Annotated in this window: 17 protein-coding genes; 14 read left to right on the forward strand and 3 right to left on the reverse strand. The window is 47.0% G+C overall.

All coding sequences use genetic code 11. The features are described 5' to 3' along the window. Window positions 1-86: 86 nt before the first annotated feature. Window positions 87-1,226, reverse strand: a complete 1,140-nt coding sequence (locus tag AWQ24_RS14500; RefSeq protein WP_198161491.1) for an AAA-like domain-containing protein — start codon at window positions 1,224-1,226, stop codon at window positions 87-89. A gap of 536 nt (window positions 1,227-1,762) precedes the next feature. On the opposite strand from AWQ24_RS14500, the gene AWQ24_RS14505 reads away from it, so the two are divergent. The 7 genes from AWQ24_RS14505 to AWQ24_RS14530 all read left to right on the forward strand — a co-directional run bounded on the left by AWQ24_RS14505 (window position 1,763) and on the right by AWQ24_RS14530 (window position 8,300). After that, a complete protein-coding gene (locus AWQ24_RS14505) occupies window positions 1,763-2,593 on the forward strand; it encodes a hypothetical protein (RefSeq protein ID WP_030008255.1) in 831 nt (276 codons plus the stop codon). A gap of 290 nt (window positions 2,594-2,883) precedes the next feature. After that, window positions 2,884-3,501 carry a peptidoglycan-binding protein gene (locus AWQ24_RS14510; protein ID WP_065717232.1) on the forward strand — a complete coding sequence of 206 codons (618 nt, stop codon included), beginning with the start codon at window positions 2,884-2,886 and terminating at the stop codon, window positions 3,499-3,501. Window positions 3,502-3,607: 106 nt separating this feature from the next. Beyond that, window positions 3,608-4,153 (forward strand): hypothetical protein, encoded by a 546-nt coding sequence (locus AWQ24_RS14515; protein WP_065717233.1) that lies wholly within the window; start codon window positions 3,608-3,610, stop codon window positions 4,151-4,153. Window positions 4,154-4,220: 67 nt separating this feature from the next. Further along, a complete protein-coding gene (locus AWQ24_RS14520; RefSeq protein ID WP_065717234.1) occupies window positions 4,221-5,204 on the forward strand; it encodes an amidoligase family protein in 984 nt (327 codons plus the stop codon). Between the two features lie 57 nt (window positions 5,205-5,261). After that, window positions 5,262-5,855 (forward strand): L,D-transpeptidase, encoded by a 594-nt coding sequence (locus AWQ24_RS15965; RefSeq protein WP_071932328.1) that lies wholly within the window; start codon window positions 5,262-5,264, stop codon window positions 5,853-5,855. A 68-nt stretch (window positions 5,856-5,923) separates the two neighbouring features. After that, entirely contained in the window at window positions 5,924-6,103 is a 180-nt protein-coding gene (locus AWQ24_RS16780; protein WP_071932329.1) for a transposase, read from the forward strand. Window positions 6,104-6,632: 529 nt separating this feature from the next. Continuing rightward, entirely contained in the window at window positions 6,633-8,300 is a 1,668-nt protein-coding gene (locus AWQ24_RS14530) for a mechanosensitive ion channel family protein (RefSeq protein ID WP_198161492.1), read from the forward strand. 7 nt (window positions 8,301-8,307) lie between these two features. On the opposite strand, the gene AWQ24_RS16485 is transcribed toward AWQ24_RS14530, so the two are convergent. Continuing rightward, entirely contained in the window at window positions 8,308-8,520 is a 213-nt protein-coding gene (locus tag AWQ24_RS16485) for a hypothetical protein (protein WP_065717236.1), read from the reverse strand. Here AWQ24_RS16485 and AWQ24_RS14540 point away from each other — a divergent pair. The 3 genes from AWQ24_RS14540 to glcD all read left to right on the forward strand — a co-directional run bounded on the left by AWQ24_RS14540 (window position 8,519) and on the right by glcD (window position 12,097). Next, entirely contained in the window at window positions 8,519-9,415 is an 897-nt protein-coding gene (locus AWQ24_RS14540) for an META domain-containing protein (RefSeq protein ID WP_065717237.1), read from the forward strand. The genes AWQ24_RS16485 and AWQ24_RS14540 overlap by 2 nt on opposite strands. A gap of 124 nt (window positions 9,416-9,539) precedes the next feature. Next, window positions 9,540-10,442 carry a phosphoribulokinase gene (locus AWQ24_RS14545; protein WP_065717238.1) on the forward strand — a complete coding sequence of 301 codons (903 nt, stop codon included), beginning with the start codon at window positions 9,540-9,542 and terminating at the stop codon, window positions 10,440-10,442. A 173-nt stretch (window positions 10,443-10,615) separates the two neighbouring features. Continuing rightward, a complete protein-coding gene (gene glcD / locus AWQ24_RS14550) occupies window positions 10,616-12,097 on the forward strand; it encodes a glycolate oxidase subunit GlcD (protein WP_065717239.1) in 1,482 nt (493 codons plus the stop codon). Between the two features lie 63 nt (window positions 12,098-12,160). Here glcD and AWQ24_RS14555 read toward each other — a convergent pair whose 3' ends face one another. Next, entirely contained in the window at window positions 12,161-13,273 is a 1,113-nt protein-coding gene (locus tag AWQ24_RS14555; RefSeq protein ID WP_049761690.1) for a VWA domain-containing protein, read from the reverse strand. Window positions 13,274-13,584: 311 nt separating this feature from the next. Here AWQ24_RS14555 and AWQ24_RS14560 point away from each other — a divergent pair, with 311 nt between their 5' ends. From AWQ24_RS14560 to AWQ24_RS14575, 4 genes are all read left to right on the forward strand, one after another. Further along, complete coding sequence (locus tag AWQ24_RS14560; RefSeq protein ID WP_030008073.1) at window positions 13,585-13,827, forward strand: DUF433 domain-containing protein; 243 nt, start codon at window positions 13,585-13,587, stop codon at window positions 13,825-13,827. Then, window positions 13,824-14,186 carry a DUF5615 family PIN-like protein gene (locus tag AWQ24_RS14565; RefSeq protein ID WP_062436393.1) on the forward strand — a complete coding sequence of 121 codons (363 nt, stop codon included), beginning with the start codon at window positions 13,824-13,826 and terminating at the stop codon, window positions 14,184-14,186. The genes AWQ24_RS14560 and AWQ24_RS14565 overlap by 4 nt, the downstream gene beginning before the upstream one ends. 156 nt (window positions 14,187-14,342) lie before the next feature. After that, on the forward strand, window positions 14,343-16,754 hold the full coding sequence (locus AWQ24_RS14570) for a GH116 family glycosyl hydrolase (protein ID WP_065717240.1): 2,412 nt from the start codon (window positions 14,343-14,345) through the stop codon (window positions 16,752-16,754). Window positions 16,755-16,915: 161 nt separating this feature from the next. Further along, window positions 16,916-18,337 (forward strand): diguanylate cyclase, encoded by a 1,422-nt coding sequence (locus AWQ24_RS14575; RefSeq protein WP_065717241.1) that lies wholly within the window; start codon window positions 16,916-16,918, stop codon window positions 18,335-18,337. Window positions 18,338-18,357 lie beyond the last annotated feature (20 nt).

The raw sequence follows: 18,357 nt of genomic DNA on the forward strand, positions 1-18,357 counted from the left end.
ATTTTCATCTTTTTTATCTTTACTTTATAAATACCCTCTAAGCCCTTGTCTGAGGGCTAAATTTATTTATATGAATCAATTTTGCCTTACGTTTGGAAGAGTACATAGTTTAGATAATCTCGATATAGATTTAACTTAATGAGCCACCCTCCGGAAGTACGCTCAATCAGCCCTGCTGCCTCCAATTGATACGCCAGAATGGCATCTAAGGAAATGGGAGCATCGGCCCTGACTAAAGTTTTGAGTTGTGCCAGCTGCTCGGGGCCATCTTGTAGGTTGACCAAGAGCTGTTGTAGATAAGCATAAAAAATACTGTTGGGTGTTGCTGCTGTGTTTAGTAATTGATCGAAACTGAGGTCGGCCTGGCTTAGATGGTAAAAGGCGAGATTCAGGAGATATGGGTGACCACCCAATAGGGCTAAGAGGCGATCTAAATTGAAACTTTCCAGCGATAAGCCATAGTGCTGCGCTAGGGTCTGTACCTGGGCCGGGGTAAACTCTGACAACAAAAGCGGCAAACCAATATTAAAAGGTGATTGGTTGATATCTAGTGGTAGGTAGTGATCCGTCGCATAGGTCACCACCTGCCGTAATTTGCCCCAGATTCCATTGCGGCGGGATTCTTCATGCCAAGATCGCAACATGGGTAAAAAAGCTTGGGCGCTTGCTGGGTAGGCGAAAAGCCGATGCAACTCCTGGATACTGAGTAGTAATGGGGTGGGGTGGGGTTCTAGCAGTTGTTCTCGTACATAGGTCGTCGCGCTGAGGGTATTGCCTAAAATATCGCTCCAATGATCTTCTAGGTTTGACGATCGCCCAAGACTAAGGGCAAAAACACTGCAAAACCAGCGCAAGAAATTGCCACTATCGGCCAGGATATCAGGATCTGCCTGTTTCAAATCAACAAAGGCAATCCCGTAATTTAGTTGTTCCCCATGGGCCAAAATCCGTAGCAGTAATGAACGCTTGCCAAACCCAGATGGTGCTTTCAACCGGACAACACAGCCTGGTTGTTCAATTTCATGGCAGGCCCTGGTCTCAAGGGGAGGACGGGGAATGTAAAAGGGGGAATCTAAGGGGAGAGGCCCGCTGGGATAGGTTAATCCTTGGGATGGCTTAGCTGCCGCAGCAGACGCGGTGACTGTTGTTATCCCTTGTGCTGCGTAATGATCCTCAGAAAATTGATAATCAACAATATCTAATTCAAGGTCAAATGCTCTAAACAAAGCAACCAACGACCGTCTATCAACGCTAGAGTCATTGGACCAGATCCGGCTGCCGAAATCCCTGCCCGCTGACTAATCTCTTTGAACAGGAGTGGCTTGCTCTGATTCTCTGTTTCTTCCACTTGCCGGATGGCTTGTTGTAAACGCTGGCGACCATAGGCACTTAAGACAACCCCTCGTTTTCGCTGGCTAGAAAGATGATCACTCACTTTTTGATATTGAAAGACACTAAATATATAAACAAATGTAAAAGACCAGAGATATTAAGATTGTAAGCGAAATCTGTTTTATTTCCATAGTTTTTTGTTGATTTAGGTAGCAACCTCTTCTCTATCTTTTTTGTGACACAATTCTTTATTCTTATTTCATTTATTTCATTTAAGGTTGTCCCTATCTGGAATTGATTGGTAGTCCCAAATGTGAATGTTAATAAAAATTGATTTGCAAAAAGTTTTTTATCTTCTTTTTATATTTGTAAGGCGGCTATCGTCATGTTTATGGAATAGTATTAAGGGACTAAGTAATCCTATTGAATTATGTCGGTAACCCTAAAGAAAATTTCAACCCTCAGCATTGCCAGTATGCTCATGGCTAGTCAGGGACTGGTGTGGAATTTCGCTGCTTCTGCCGAAGTGCTCAATCGCTACCATGGACGTTGTAAGTTAAGTATCAATAACTCAACTTCCTATGATGGCTACTGCACAACTAGACACATGCAAAATAGCCAATATGACCAGTCAGTTGTCATTCAATTGGATAATGGAACCCAATATGATTTTCGTGGTAGCAGTCTAGACTATCTAGAAGTTCAGGATTGGGATGGTATTCACTCAGTTACCCACCAATATGACCGAGACCGTGAAATTTTCATCTGGAATACGGCAGGTAGTCAAAACAGCCTTTCCGTAAAAATGGACACTCAGCATGAGTCCCAAACTTCCCATGACGATGATAGCGGCAATGGGGGTACTGTCGGAGCAATTATTGGCGCTGGTTTGGGGTTGCTGATCGGTAGCTTGTTTAGTGGTGGTAGTGATAATAAGTCCCCTAGTACTTCTTTACCGGATAATCCCTATGCAAACAATATGGACTATTACAATGCCACTGCTTATTTTAAGTGTTCCGTAGGAGATGCGGATAAAGATCAGCAATGTCCTGGTGGCATTAAGCGCTATGGTGGCGGCAGAGCTTCCATTACTGTACTTTTCCCCAATCGCAATGAAGTTACCTATGATTTTAATGGTAGCAATGTGACCAGTTCCTTTAGTAATGATCTGACATGGGGTAAGTCAAATGATGTTTGGTCTATTGGTATTGACCGGAATTTGTTCATCGATATTCCTGAAGCAGCTGTCTACGGTGGCTAACGCTTTTTTAAGGCACTGATTGCACTTTTCAAAATCAACTTTGAACAACAGACTTTCAAGAAAATTGTCCTGCAAAAATAATTTATTTTGTTAAGATATTCAAATAATTTTTTTGTTGTTTCTTGTTCCCATAAAAATATCCTAGGGGATAAAAGTATACATATACTTGTCATGAAAATTAATCAGTAATTCTCTGTATATTTTTCCAAGACAACTACAATAAAGTAAAAGTATGAGCTTTGTAAGTAATGCCATTTGTTTAAAATAAGCTCTTCTACCATGGTGAAGTTATGGAAAAAATCTTCAAAAAACTAGGTTGGGCAGCATCTATTCTATTAATTCCTAGTGCTGTTGCCTTTAGCCCCGCCGCCCAGGCAGAACTATGTCACCATCGCGATATCCGTTATGACTGTGGTGATGAACATGTAGACGGTCGATTGTCTAAATACAACTTCATCAGTGCTCCCTTCCTCAGAAGTAAAGACTATCCAACGATTGTTAAAGATCTCCAGGTTCTACTACATGAGTTAGGGTATTACGAAGGAAAAATCACTGGTGAATATGACTCCGCCACAATGCTAGCTGTCAGAGCATTTCAAGATGCCTATCAGCTCGAAGTAACAGGCGAAGTGAACGATATCACTTGGATGGCGCTCAAAAGCCATGAGGAAGATGTTGTCTTTGAGGCAGGCGATCGCCTTGACATCGCCACCGGCACCTACATCAACGTTCAGAGCAGTTCTGCCGCTGCTGTCGAGTCTACAACAGCTAGTTCTTCGGCATCCGTCAGACAAACAGAAGTGGTCGAACAAAGAACTACTGTTCGTCAAACCGTGACCCAAACGAGTGGTAGTGCGACACAAATTAGTGAAACAACCCAAGCCCAGCCTGTCCGTGGACTTTGGTAATTCGACTTTTCTCAATCCTGCTCTCTTCTTGAGTTGCTTTCAGTAAGACTGTTAATTAATACAGTTTTCATTCTTACCTAAAACATCATGTCGTGAGGAATTTCCCATGGGACTAAATCCTAAATTATTTACCCTGTTTGTTTCTTGGTTTATCACCAGCATTTTGACCGTTTCTTTCGGCCCAGAAGCTGCTCAGGCAAGAAGTTTGAAGCCAGTGCCTGCTGAAAGTCCTTCATCCTCCCTAGTGGCTCAGGGACCGACCCAAGCTGCGATGAATGCTTTCTTCAACTCCGGTCAGTACACTTACTGTGATGCCCAAGTTCTGGGAAGCTATTGGGGGCAATCCGCCAGTGACGCGAAAGTTCGCATCGGGATGATCTTGTTGGGCGAGTTCAGTAGTCCTAATCAACTCCGTGCAGATCAAAGACAAGCTCGTCAGGTTGCCGTTGATCGCCTATGGTCGAACCAACAGCTGTGCTTTTTCAGTCAGAAAGGCCTCACCTATGATGACGCTGTCGACCTCGCTAACTATTGGGGCAGCCAGGATCCATTCCACGCTAAGCTATATGTCGAAAAGCTCTTGATTCGTGGCAACTACCAAGAATTTGGTCGTTCGATGGACGCCGCTCGTCGTCAATATGATGGCGTCTAAGGCAACTTGATAATATTTTTGAACTAGACAGGGTAGTTTGCCCTGTCTTAATTTTTTCTACTCAATAATGACGACCCTAAATTGGAAAATTGGCTTTGAGCTTGAGCTGCTTGCCCCCAAAAGCTTAACTCGACAAGATTTAGCAGAAGCGATCGCCGAGAAATATCAAGGCTCCGTCCAGCGTTTCTTTTCTCTCCAGTCAGAACCCAGTAAAGTCCCCGGTAAACCAGTCTTTCAGAACTTAACTCATGGTTTCGAGGTTCTGGATGCAAAGGGAAATTTTATCGCTCGCTGTGTGGATGATCTCACTATCCAAGCAGATCTAGATAAAAGTTGTCCTAGCCTACCGGATTGGTATCGCATTGTGAGTGATGACGCTAGGCTTTTACATCTCATCAAACGTCAGGTCAATCCAGAGGATGCGGTCGCCGATATTTTGCAACCCATTGCCGAATTATTTGGCACACCAATGACAGAGAGTGAGGGAATGTTTCGTGTCAGTGATGAGGTTGGTGCCTCTGTGGCGATCGCCGTGCCCTTACCAGGGGAGCGGGAACGTCCCTGTGAATTAGTGACAGCTCCGATTGAAACGGATCATTTTGCTGTCTTAGATAGTCTCTTAGCCATTGCTCGGGAACTGGGATTTACAATTCCCACAGAGGCGGCTACCCATTTCCACTTTGATGCCACTCGTCTCTGCTCTACCCCTATTTTTTATAATCTCGTCAATACCCTATGGGAAGAAGGGGAGCATTTACGTCAAAAAGTAAGGACAAATCCCCATTGTCAACGCTTAGGAAAATGGCCCGAAGAACTCCTTTTCTTGGTTAATACTCCAGGTTTTACGGCTCTTAGTTGGGATGAAGCGGTGACACATCTCAAACAACTGGAATTGACGAAATATTGTGATTTTAATATTAAAAATTTTATTTACCGACTTCCCAATAAAAATACCTTTGAGGCGAGAATTTTTCCCGGTTGGCTAGAGACAACGCCGGTTATCGAAGCCGCTAAACTCATGGAAGATATTTTATGGTCAGCCGTCGGTTGATCTCTGCTTTTAGGTTGCAAGTTTATAAAAAATACATTACCGACAATCCTACTGATTATGCTGCATACTCAATTTCACCAATCTACCTTATCGCTCTTTATCGGCTTTATCGCTGTGGGTAATGTTTTGAGTCTGCCCCAGTTGGCGATCGCCCAAGATGTTCAACCTTCCGAGGTCTCCCTCAATGATCTATTGCTGTCTTCAGTCAAAGCGCCGCTACCTCCTTTAGGCAGTCCAACCACTTATCTTCCAAGCATTAACCAGCCAGTGCGTCTTCATCTGCGGCTTGGAGAACGAAAAGTTTATGTTTACCAGGGTGACCAATTGAAAGCGAGCTTTCCTGTGGCCATTGGCAAAGCAGGTTGGGAAACCCCCACCGGTGAATTTTCTGTGATGCAAATGATCAAAAATCCCGCCTGGGAACATCCCTGGAACGGGAGTATTATCCCCCCAGGAAAAGATAATCCCCTCGGGGAACGTTGGATTGGTTTTTGGACAGATGGCACAAACTTCATTGGTTTTCATGGCACACCAGACGAAAGCGTGATGGGTCAAGCGGTTTCCCATGGTTGTGTGCGAATGCGCAATGCAGACATCAAGCAACTTTTTGAACTGGTCAGTTTAGAGACGGCAGTCGTCGTTCAACCTTAGGCTCTGATTAATCGAGAGGAAGGAGCAAAGACGTTGCCACATCCTTTTTAGACATCCTCTAAGCTTCTTTGTGGAAGGACGCTTACCCCAGTTATTCTCAACTCTGGCTGAATCATTGGGAGAAAATCATTTCTATCTTCGATTATTTGATGGAGATTCGGAAAGTCATTTATGCCACTAACACCATTGACTCTTTAAATCGCTCTCTGTATAAAGTAATTAAAATAAAAGCTGTATTTCTTGATTAAGATTCCGTATTTAGGCTAATGTATTTAGCAATGAGGAATATTGCTCATAAATGGAAACGTTTCATGCGAGATCGAAAAGCTACTCTATCCGATTTCTCCATCTTTTTCCGGAATGTTTTCTTCTTCAACTCTCTCTACATAAAACTTAGATCACTCTCATGCAGGTCTACACAAGCTTTGTATTTCAGGATATTTTTCTTGATTTAATAATCTCAACCTGTTTCATGAGCTCTTTCCACTCAAAATTCTTCAAGTTATCGAAACTCTAGAGATTTATCTTGTATATTTAATTGAGGGATTTTATTTTGAAATGAGAACTACAAGACTCCGAAGATTAATACAAAATTTAGCGTATTTCATTAATCTTTTTCTACTGATTTTTACATTGCTCATAAGTTGTCTATTTCCAACTTTTGCTCAATCATTTACTAATTTAGAATTGCCGGAAAATACTCTGATCTCTGATAATAATACCCCAATGTTCAGGAGAGGAAATCTAAATGTTTCCCCTGTTTTTCTGAGTGGAAAAATGCTTGGAACTATCCCCTCATTCGTCGAATTAAGAACCGACAATGATATTCTGGAGAGCATCTATGATGCGTCAACCCGCTCTTATATTTTACATAGCAAGCTTGTCAATGTCCTAGAGAATATGCTCCGTTATACTCGAGAGATTGTTCCCCAAAATATTGGATTAGAACAACAAGAGAAAATCCTAGAGGAACAATTAATTACCAGTGTTGATGAGCAAAAAGGTATAACTGTAGTCCTTGTTTCCTTTCCAAAGGAAAATTTACCAGAGGTACTGTTTTCAGTAACTCAAGCTGATATTGAAAGGCCTCGATTGGGAGGCTCACAACCTTTTCAGATCGCAGATAACGTAGCGACAAGAGCTAAGAGTGATCTTATTCAAGCTTGGAAAGAACGTCAAACTCCTCACTTATTATCTCAGGCTCAACAGGCCCTTTTGATTCTAACTGCTCTGATTGGAGCTAATTTTTGTCTATCTCGAGGGCAGAAATGGTTATTTGCTAAACAAAACAATCTTGATGAATTCTTTTTAAATTCAGAAGATAAAGCTTCTCAAGATCAAATCGTTGATAAATTAAAGAGTTGGAGAGGCATGGAAGTCACTGAACTGCAATTTCAGAACTTTTCAATGAGCCCAAAATCCAACTTGAATGCATTGTATAGATCAGTTTTATTTTGGACTCAATGGCTGGTATGGCTCCTTGGAATTGGTTATCTTTGTAGCCTCTTCTATTGGTCTCGTCCCTTCAGTAATTGGATTTTAGGGGTTACGATCCGTGGGACTTGGGCTGGAAGCGTTGTTCCGAGTTGGGCTCCCATAGATTGGTTGATTAGCCTTGGTCGGCAAGCAACACTAGGTACACCATTACTTATGTTAGTGCTCGTGCTGACCTCAAGGTTGGCAATTAAAATAGGTGATGTTCTCTGTGAATACTTAGCCCAAAAATCTTCTGAAAGGCAACTACAACAGCGCCTGACGATACGATCTCGTACCTTGTCCAAAATGTTCAAAGATTGGCTCAGGACGATAATTTATTTGTTATTAGGTTCTGCCATTGTTTATCATCTTCATGAGCTAGGTAGTATCAACCAATCGGTTGCCTTTTTCTTTGGCTTCTTCGGCTTTGCAATATCTTTAGCTTCCCAAAGCTTACTTAAAGATTTAATTGCTGGGGTGATTATTTTATGGGAAGATCAGTACGCTGTGGGGGATACTGTAAAAATTGGTGATCAAAATGGTTCAGTGGAGAAAATTTCTTTACGAGCGACCCAGTTACGTAATTTAAATGGTGAATTGATTACCATTCCGAATGGGTCAATTGGAGTGGTACAAAATTTATCGAGTGATTGGTCACAAGTTAATTATGCTATTGAGGTAAGTTATGAAGCTGATGTCGATCACACCTTAGAAGTGATCGACAATGTGGCACAAAAACTGTATAGCGATCCAGCATGGCATGAGAAAATCATCAAGAAACCTGAGATCTTAGGAATTGATAAAATTGCTCATACAGGTATCTTGATTCGTTTGCTTATTAGAACTAGACCACTCGAACAATGGTCTGTGGAACGGGAATATAGCCGTCGCTTGAAAAAAGCTTTTGATGAAAATAACATTGAAATAGGCATTCCAAAACTTCAATCAAAAAGTAATAGCAATCCTTAGATAGTATTTATAAAGTTAAAATAAAGAAGACAAAAAGTCTTTTTCTGGGGCAGAGTAACAAATTATTATGAGAGAGAAATAAGAAAATGATAATGAAGCGTAATTCTTTTTCCCAGATATCAGTGTTGATGGGTGTCACAATGCTGCTGTTAAGTTCTCCGCTCATGGGCTGCCAGACGGCGGAGACAAAAATGCCCAACTCATTTTCTGAAGTATCCATGGAACAAACAACACAAGATTCACTGGATCCAAACCATTTCCTTGCCGATACAGACTGGTATCTTGTGGAGTTTCAATCGATGGATGACGCAATTGGCACCATTCGTCCCGATGATCCACGCCTGTACATTATGCGCTTAAAAGGCGACGGGACAGTCTCTATGAAACTAAACTGTAATCGTGGTGTTGGTGATTGGTCTGCCGAAGCTAACAACGAAACAAGCGGCGGTTCTTTTCAATTTGGCCCTTTAGCAACAACCCGTGCCCTCTGTCCTGAGCCTAGTCTAGATGAAAAAATTGCCGCTGATACAGCATTTATTCGCTCTTACATCTTAGAAGATGACAAACTTTATCTGAGTTTGATGGCCGATGCTGGTATTTATGTTTGGCAACGATATGATTCTTCCATCGGTGTACTGTTCCAAGCAGAACCAGACCCAGCCATCGAAGCGGCCATTCTCGATGCTTTCCCTGACTATAGACAAGAAATTATTGGTGAAGATGGACAGCAGGCACGCTATGTTTACAGTCGAGTAGACTTAAACGGAGATGGAAAAGAAGAAGTTTTAGTCTATCCAATGGGTTCTATTTTCTGTGGCACAGGAGGATGTGATTTATTGTTGCTAACCCCGGAAGATTGCGCTTATTCCCTAATCAATTCTTTTCCGATTAGTCGTCTGCCGATCATTGTCACTGACGAGGTTGCAGCAGGCTGGCAAAATCTAATTCGCCCCGAATCTGGTGGTGGTGCTACACCGTCCTATGTTCTCCATGTTTTTGACGGTCAGCAATACATTGAACAGGAGCGGCTCCCAGGGGATGTGCAACCTGAGGGGATATCTTACCTCCTGGGGGAACCCACATTTGATGAAGGGGCCATCCTCAAACTTAATTAACAATAGTTGGTCATGATCGTGACTGCAGGCGAATCCAGGCATTAATCTCGTCCCCTACCGAGAAAGACCCCACTGCCTGATATGATTTGTGCTACTTACCCTTGTCCGTTTACTATCACCATCCATGTCTAAAAAACATCCTATTGTTGCTGTCACTGGATCCTCCGGAGCCGGGACGACCACCGTAAAACGCGCCTTTGAGCATATTTTCCGTCGTGAGCAAATCAACCCCGTTGTCATCGAAGGTGATAGCTACCACAAATATAATCGGGTCGAAATGCGCCGCATGATGGCCCAGGCTTCCGCCGCCGGGAAAAACTTCAGTCACTTTGGCCTTGGGGCGAACGTCCTCGACAAGCTCGAAGCCCTTTTCAAAGAATATGGCGAACAGGGCTCCGGACAACAACGCTACTATCTCCACAGCCCCGAAGAAGCCGAACACCACAACGAAAGACTCGGCGTCAGTTGTCAGCCCGGAGAATTTACGCCCTGGGAAGATATCAAACCCAACAGCGATATGCTCTTTTATGAAGGGCTCCATGGGGGAGCCGTGGGTAATGGCATCGATGTGGCCCAGTACGTTGACCTGTTGGTGGGGGTTGTGCCCATCGTCAACCTAGAGTGGATCCAAAAGATTTCTCGGGATAATGCCGAGCGTGGCTACAGTGCAGAAACCATCGTTGATACGATTTTGCGCCGGATGCCTGACTATGTGAACTACATCACGCCCCAATTTTCCCGCACCCACATCAATTTCCAACGGGTCGCAACGGTTGATACCTCTAATCCGTTCATTGCGCGGGACATTCCCACCCCCGATGAGAGCTTTGTGATTGTCCACACCAATCGCTGCTTCTACGAAAGATTTTCCATTGATTTCTCTTACCTGCTCAGTATGATTCCGGGTTCTTTTATGTCCCGCCATACGACCCTGGTTGTTCCGGGGGGCAAAATGGGCTTTGCCATGGAAATTATTCTGTCACCCCTCATTGACCAAATGGTCGAAGAAGCCCGGAAAATCCGTTAGGAGTTGTTCTCAGGTTTCTAAGCTTGAAATTAATCATGGGTTATCCAATCGCCTCTGCCGCTGGTGGAGGCGTTTGCTTAGGGGCCAGCAACCGTAACAAAATCTGCGGTTTGTGCCGGGGCGACTCAGCCAGGGGATAAGATAGAAACCACTGTGCTTTCCTGAAAATAGCAATGGTTTTTTCGTCAGTATCCGCAACGCAACAACGAGATTGGCCCTGGATTCGGCGGCGACTGGTGGAAATTGTCGGGCGGGATGGCGTTGTCCGGCGCAAGGAAGAAATTCTTACCTATGAATGCGATGGCCTCAGTGCCTACCGTAAACGGCCTGCCCTGGTGGTGCTCCCCAGAACCACTGCAGAAATTGCGGCGATCGCCAAATTTTGCCACGAACAAGAAATCCCCTGGGTGGCGCGGGGGGCTGGGACAGGCTTATCGGGCGGTGCTTTGCCCCTAGAAAATGGCATTTTAATCGTGACCGCGCGGATGCGAGAAATCCTGAATGTGGATCTCGAAAATCAGCAGATTACCGTGCAACCAGGCGTGATTAACAATTGGGTCACCCAAGCAGTGAGTGGGGCTGGCTTTTACTATGCCCCCGACCCTTCGAGCCAAACGGTCTGTTCCATTGGGGGCAATGTGGCGGAAAATTCCGGCGGTGTCCATTGCTTTAAATATGGCGTCACCACGAACCATGTACTCCAACTCAAGGTCGTCACCCCCATGGGGGATGTGGTCACCCTTGGCGGCGTTGTGCCAGAAATGCCGGGCTATGACCTGATGGGCGTCTTTGTGGGATCAGAAGGAACCCTAGGTATTGCCACGGAAATCACCTTGAAAATTTTGAAGCGACCGGAAGCGGTTTGTGTGCTTCTGGCAGATTATACGTCCATCGAGGCGGCGGGAAATTCAGTAGCGGCGATCGTCAGTGCGGGGATTATTCCAGCGGGAATGGAGATTATGGACAACTTCAGCATTAATGCGGTGGAAGATATCGTCAAGCTGAACTGTTACCCCCGTGATGCGGCGGCTATTTTGTTGATCGAAATTGATGGGATGGCGGCGGAGGTCAAGGCAGCAAAGGAACGAATCAAGGAAATTTGCTTGGCCCAGGGAGCGCGGCACATCACCAGCGCCAATGATCCAGAAACCCGGCTGAAATTGTGGAAAGGGCGTAAATCAGCCTTTGCGGCGGCGGGTAATATTAGTCCCGATTATTTTGTGCAGGATGGCGTGATTCCCCGGACAAAGTTGGCCGAAGTTCTAACCGAGATTAATGCCATTGGCGATCGCCACGGGTACAAAATTGCCAATGTCTTCCATGCGGGGGACGGCAACTTACACCCGTTAATTTTATATAACAGCGCCATTCCAGGGGATCTAGAAGCCGTAGAAAAAGTCGGCGGCGAAATCCTCAAGCTCTGTGTTGCGAAGGGGGGCAGCATTTCCGGAGAACATGGCATCGGCGCGGACAAAAAAATGTATATGCCGGATATGTTCAACGAGGCCGATCTCGAAACCATGGGCTATGTGCGAGAAGCCTTTAATCCAAAGGGATTAGCGAATCCCGGCAAGCTGTTTCCAACCCCCCGCACCTGTGGCGAATCGGCCAAGATGACCAATGTGGCCGATCTAAAAAATAGCGAGATTTTTTAATGGGTCAGCCTAGGTTCGCTGCCCACAAAATTGCTGGAGGATGATTGATTTGTTCCCATAGCCCTAGCGGGGCAAGACAAACCCCTTGCGCGCCAGTTGACTCCGCAGGGCTTGGATCATCACGTAGTCGAGGGTATCTTTGGCGTCTTCATCGGTGGGCAAACTGCTGAGATAAGCTTCCCGTTGGGCCGTCAGGTCACGAATTTGGGCCTGGATTTGTTCGCGTTCTGCTTGGGTATTGGCGATGTAGGCTTCTTGTTCTGCCAGACTAAGACCCTGCAATTCCTCTGGGAGGGCCGTTTCTGCGAGGGTTTCAAGGCTTACTTCTGCTTCGGCGATCGCATCGACAAGATCCCAAGAACTGTTGCGGTAGTAGGCAGAGCTTTTTGAGATTCCCCGCGTCACAATGGCGGCCCCAGCGTTCGCATCCTGTACCAATTGTCGCTCTAAGCCCTGCTCACCCAGACTGCCGTAGGGCAAATAAGTTTGGTTTAGTTCATCGTTTAGGCGACGAATTTCAGCGTCATAGGGAGAGGGTTGAATCACCACAGCGCGATTTTGGTCGATATTAAAATTGGCCCCATCCCCCAACTCGGCCCCAGCAGCCCACAGATCCCGCTCGCGACTTTCGGCATTGCCGCAGTAGATCGTATTGACCAGCACATCTTGATTTTTGGCGAGATTCACCGCCTCGGCCCAGTTCACACTCCCCTGATCAAAGGGTTCATTCCCCGCGATAAAAATTGTCCGGAAGTCTTCGGGGTCGCTATCCCAATTGAGTTGGTTAATGGCATCTTGGATCACCCAGCCGCTATATTCCTGGCCGCCATTGGTGCGGATCGTAAATAATGCTTCTGAAACCCCGTCCAGTTCCGTTGTGAAATCTGTCAGTTGACGGTTAAAGCCTTCGTCGGGGGGTAAAGAATCATTGCCATAGTGGTACAAGGCCACCTCTAGGTCGGGGATCTCGCCATCTTTGCGCACATCTGTTAGGGCATTGACCACCGTCCACAACTGGCGTCGGGTCTGGTCAATGAGGCCATCCATACTATTGCTAGAATCCAGCAAAATCGCAATTTGGATCGTGGGTTTTTCTGCCGCCCAAACTCCCCCGGTGATCATGGTTAGGCTAGTGGCGATCGCCCCTACCGATAACGTTCGTTTGAATTGAAACATCTTTACCATCTCCCCTCGAATGTCATAGAAAACGTTTATTCTTCCCTGACGTGAAAATCCCTTATTTTGTTCAATGTCACTCACTAATGGAAGCGAACCGTAATTGTGTCAGTATTTAACCTCTCCTCCTTGGCTTTTTTCCTTGGGCAATATCAATTTAGCTAAAAACCTTGGACTTTTGAGAGACTCCCCTCTAACTTCCCTCCAGGGGAGAATACCCTCCGGCCACTTCCCTCTAGGGAGAATGGTCTAGGGAATTGGCTAAAATAACAATGGATAAGCCCTATCGCCCCCGTCGAGTCAGGTCACAAATGCTACAGGCACTTAATCGAATTACTTTTGATCCAAATATCATGGGTGGTAAAGCTTGCATCCGGGGAATGCGCATACCGGTTTCCCTGATTCTAAACCTGTTAGCAAATGGTAAAAGTTCAGCCGAGATTATTGATGATTATCCTTACCTAGAACCAGAAGATATCCAGCAGGCGATGCTCTATGCGGCTTGGCTAAGTGAGGACAAAATTATTCCCCTGGGGCAACCCAAGGCCTCATGAAATTTTTGGCAGACATGGGAATTTCGCCCAAGACAGTGCGCTGGCTACGCAACCAAGACCATGATGCCATTCATCTCCTAGAGCAAGGTTTAGAAAAGCTTACCGATGCACAAATTTTAGAAAAAGCCCGTCAGGAAAATCGCATTATCTTGACCGTTGATCTCGACTTTGGGACTTTATTAGCACTGTCAAAGGCGAAGCTGCCGAGTGTCGTCATTTTTCGCTTAGGGAACGCCAGCCGTGAGGTCATTGAAGACCGTTTAGCATTCGTTTTAGAACAATGTTCCACAGAATTGCGACAAGGAGTTGCCATATCGGTTGATGATGAAAAAGTTCGGCTTCGTTCTTTACCCATGTAGACCGCTCTAGAGGCACCCCTCTAACTCCCCTATGAGGACTATGAGGAGAGAATACCCTCCGGCCTGCGGCCACCTCCCTCTAGGGAGGATAGTTCGGAGAGGGAATAAAGGCGATAGACTGAAAGCTGTATTTAATCATGAGATCAGCCCGTCCCTATGAGTCTGTTTGCGGAACCCCCTGTCATCCCCGATTGTGCCTGGAAACGTCCCCTTGGTTTGGGATGGGATCAGCCTTACACCGTCCGCTATGGCAGTAATCTAGACGATGGCCCCTGGCATGGGATGCCCCTTGGTGGGTTTGGGGCGGGTTGCATCGGGCGATCGCCCCGGGGAGATTTTAATCTGTGGCATTTAGATGCGGGGGAACACACCTTTCGCAATGCTGGTGCTTGTCAATTCAGTGTCTTTGAACAGCCGGAGGGAGAAGCAGCCCAAGCCTACGCGATGAGTACCGTCGCCCCTGATGATGGCACCTTGGGCAGTTGGCAATGGTATCCCGCCGAAAAAGGCACCTATGCCGCCCTATACCCACGCAGTTGGTACGAATATCAAGGGGTTTTCGCCGCAGAGCTGACCTGTGAGCAGTTTTCGCCGATTATTGCCCAGAATTACCAAGAAACCAGTTATCCCGTCGCTGTTTTTGAATGGACGGCCCACAATCCCACCGATAAGCCGATCACCGTCAGTATTATGATGACTTGGCAAAACATGGTGGGGTGGTTTACCAAGGCCCAAAAAACGCCGGAAGTGGTGCTGCGGGATGATGGCTCCCCGGTGTACGAATATCAATCCCGTTGGGGCGATAGCACTGGCAATTTAAACCAATGGGTGCAAGACCGCTACCGGGTCGGCTGCCTGCTGAATCGGGTGCGGCCCCATGCGGATCTCAGCGAAGGGGAAGGCCAACTGTGTTTTGCGACGGTGACGAATCCGACTTTGGAAGTCTTTTATCACAACCGTTGGAACCCGGTGGGGGATGGCCGCGATGTGTGGGATTATTTTGCAGGGGATGGCTCCCTGCCAGACATTGAAGATGAAACACCGGCTGCACCTGGGGAACAAATTGCCGGGGCGATCGCCGTACGCTTTACCCTCCGACCCGGCAAAACGAAGAAAATCCCCTTCTTTCTCGCCTGGGATTTGCCTGTGATGGAATTTGCGCCGGATATCGCCTATTTTCGCCGCTACACAGACTTTTTTGGCCGCAGCGGGAATAATGTCTGGACAATGATCCGCACGGCGATGAAACATAGTGATCTCTGGAAAGAACGGATCGCGGCCTGGCAACAACCGATCCTGGGGCGGGATGATCTGCCGGATTGGTTAAAGATGGCCTTATTTAATGAGCTGTACCTCTTAACCCAGGGGGGAAGTCTCTGGACGGCGGCCACGGAAAATGATCCCGTCGGTCAGTTTGGGGTTTTAGAATGCCTCGACTACTGCTGGTACGAAAGCCTCGATGTGCGGATGTATGGTTCTTTTGGTTTGACGATGCTCTGGCCGCGATTGGATAAAGCGGTGCTAGAAGCCTTTGCCCGGGCGATTCCCACCAGTGACGATACCCAACGGATGATCGGCTACAACAAGACCATGGCCACCCGCAAAGTCGCTGGGGCAACGCCCCATGATCTGGGGGCGCCGAACGAACATCCTTGGGAAGCCACCAATTACACCGCCTACCAGGATTGCAACCTCTGGAAAGATTTGGGGTCAGATTTTGTCCTGCAAGTGTACCGGGATTTTCTGATGACCAGGGCCGAGGACACGGAATTTCTCTGGAGCTGTTGGGGGAGTGTCGTCACTGCCCTCGATTACCTCAAGACCTTTGACCTAGACGGCGATGGCATTCCCGAAAATGGGGGCGCACCGGATCAAACCTTTGATGACTGGAAACTCAAAGGGATCAGTGCCTACTGTGGGGGGCTGTGGATCGCAGCCCTCGAAGCGGCGATCGCCATGGCAAAAATCCTCCAACAAAGCCCCAGTCACTTTGAAGAACACCAAAATCAAGTCTCCGCAGCAGAATTTGAGCAGGTGATCGCCACCTACCACACCTGGCTCGACCAGGCCCGGCCCCGCTACCAAGACACCCTCTGGAACGGCAACTACTACACCCTGGATACGGGGAGTAATTCCCGCGTGGTGATGGCCGATCAACTGTGCGGTCAATATTACGCCCAACTACTCAGTCTTCCGGATGTGAACCCCGGCGATCGCACTGCCACAACCCTGGCTACCATTTACACTGCTTGTTTTGAAAAATTTCATGGCGGTCAATTTGGTGCAGCCAATGGCCTCAACCCCGACGGCACCCCCGAAAAAGAAAATGATACCCATCCCCTCGAAGTGTGGACAGGGATTAACTTTGGCATTGCCGCCCTGATGATTCGTAATGGGATGCAAACCGAAGCCCTGCGGATGGTGGAAGCCGTAGTGAAACAGGTTTATGACAATGGGTTACAGTTCCGCACCCCCGAAGCGATTACGGCCAATGGTACCTTCCGCGCCTGTCACTACCTGCGGGCCATGGGGATCTGGGCGATCTACGATGCCCTAGGGGCAATCTAACGCCTCAACTAGGGGTAAAAGGGAAGATCCTCACTAATCACCAACCAAATTTGTCACCGTCCCCTGCTAGTTTTTACGAGCCAACAGGACAAAATAGAAATAGCGGGCAAAATTAGACTGCGATATTTTCCTCCCCCAGCCCGTGGAACTCCAGGCTGCTGATGAAACGTTTTCCCTTTTCCCAAGCCCTGATTTATCTTGGTGCTGCCTCGGTCTGTACCCTAGGGATTGCTGTGATCTTGGGTTGGTATTTGCGCCTGCCAGAAATCATTCAGCTTCATCCTAGTTTTGTGCCGATGCAGTTTAATACGGCCCTGGGGTTTGTGTTGGTGGGGCTGGCTATGTTTGCCTTGGGGCCGATGAAAAGAGTAGCGATCGCCCTAGCGATCCTCATCGGTCTCTTGGGGGGATTGACCCTAGCTGAATATATCTTTGGCCTAAACCTCCCCCTGGATGAACTTTTCATGCGCCATTACATTGTTGTGGCGACCTCCCATCCAGGACGAATGGCCCCGAATACCGCCCTCTGTTTTTTCCTGACCAGCATTGGGTTGTTTTTGATTACGCAGCCGCAACAAAAAAGAAATTTGCTGGGGGGAAGTTTTTTGGGGGCGTCGGTGATGGGATTGGGGACGGTGGCGTGTTTGGGCTATCTTGCGAATATTGAGACGACCTACGGTTGGGGGAAGCTGACGCAAATGGCGGTTCATACCTCCAGTGGTTTTATCGTGGTGGGTCTGATCGTCATTCTCCAGGCGCGGCAGTTGAGTTTACAAATTCACCGTCGGGTATCAAATTTTTTCTTTCCTCTGGCATTGTTATGGCTGGGACTAACTTTGACGATCGCCCTGTGGCAGGCTTTTTTTTCCAAGAGATTGCTAGTGGCCGAGGACACCAGCCAGAGTTTATTTGAGCACCCGGTGGCCTGGGGAATCTTAATCTTGGGCAGTTCTTTGTCTTTGGTATTGGCGATCGCCGTGTGGTTTGCGATCCGTTTGCAGGCCCAGGTCGAAGCGTTAAAACAGGCCCAGCAGAAAATTTTGATGTTAAATCAGGAACTTGAGGAGCTTTCCCACTTGGATGGGCTGACGGGCATTGCTAACCGCCGCATGTTTGACCTCACCCTAACAAAGGAGTGGCAGCGGGCGGTGCGATATCAGTACCCCTTGGCTCTCATGATGATCGACATTGATTTTTTTAAAAACTACAACGATCACTATGGGCACCAAAAAGGGGATAAATGTATTCAACAGGTTTCCTCTTGGGTAAATTTGATGGCCCGTCGCCCAACGGACTTGGCTGCCCGCTATGGAGGGGAAGAATTTGTGCTGCTATTGACCAATGTCGATTTTGCGAGTGCGAAAAACATTGCCCAAGAACTGATCAAGGCGATCGCCAAGGCCAAGATTCCCCACCCAAAGTCACCGATTAGTGAATTTATTACGATCAGCATCGGTCTCCATGTGGCCCAACCCCAACCCCAAGCGGATATGGGGCACTTCATTTTTCAGGCCGACAAGGCTTTATATCAGGCGAAACATGAAGGGCGCGATCGCATTGTGACATCGAGGGTTTCGGGGTAGAACATCACCCCTCTAGCTCC

Source organism: Picosynechococcus sp. PCC 8807, from assembly GCF_001693295.1.
Lineage (GTDB): Bacteria > Cyanobacteriota > Cyanobacteriia > Cyanobacteriales > MRBY01 > MRBY01.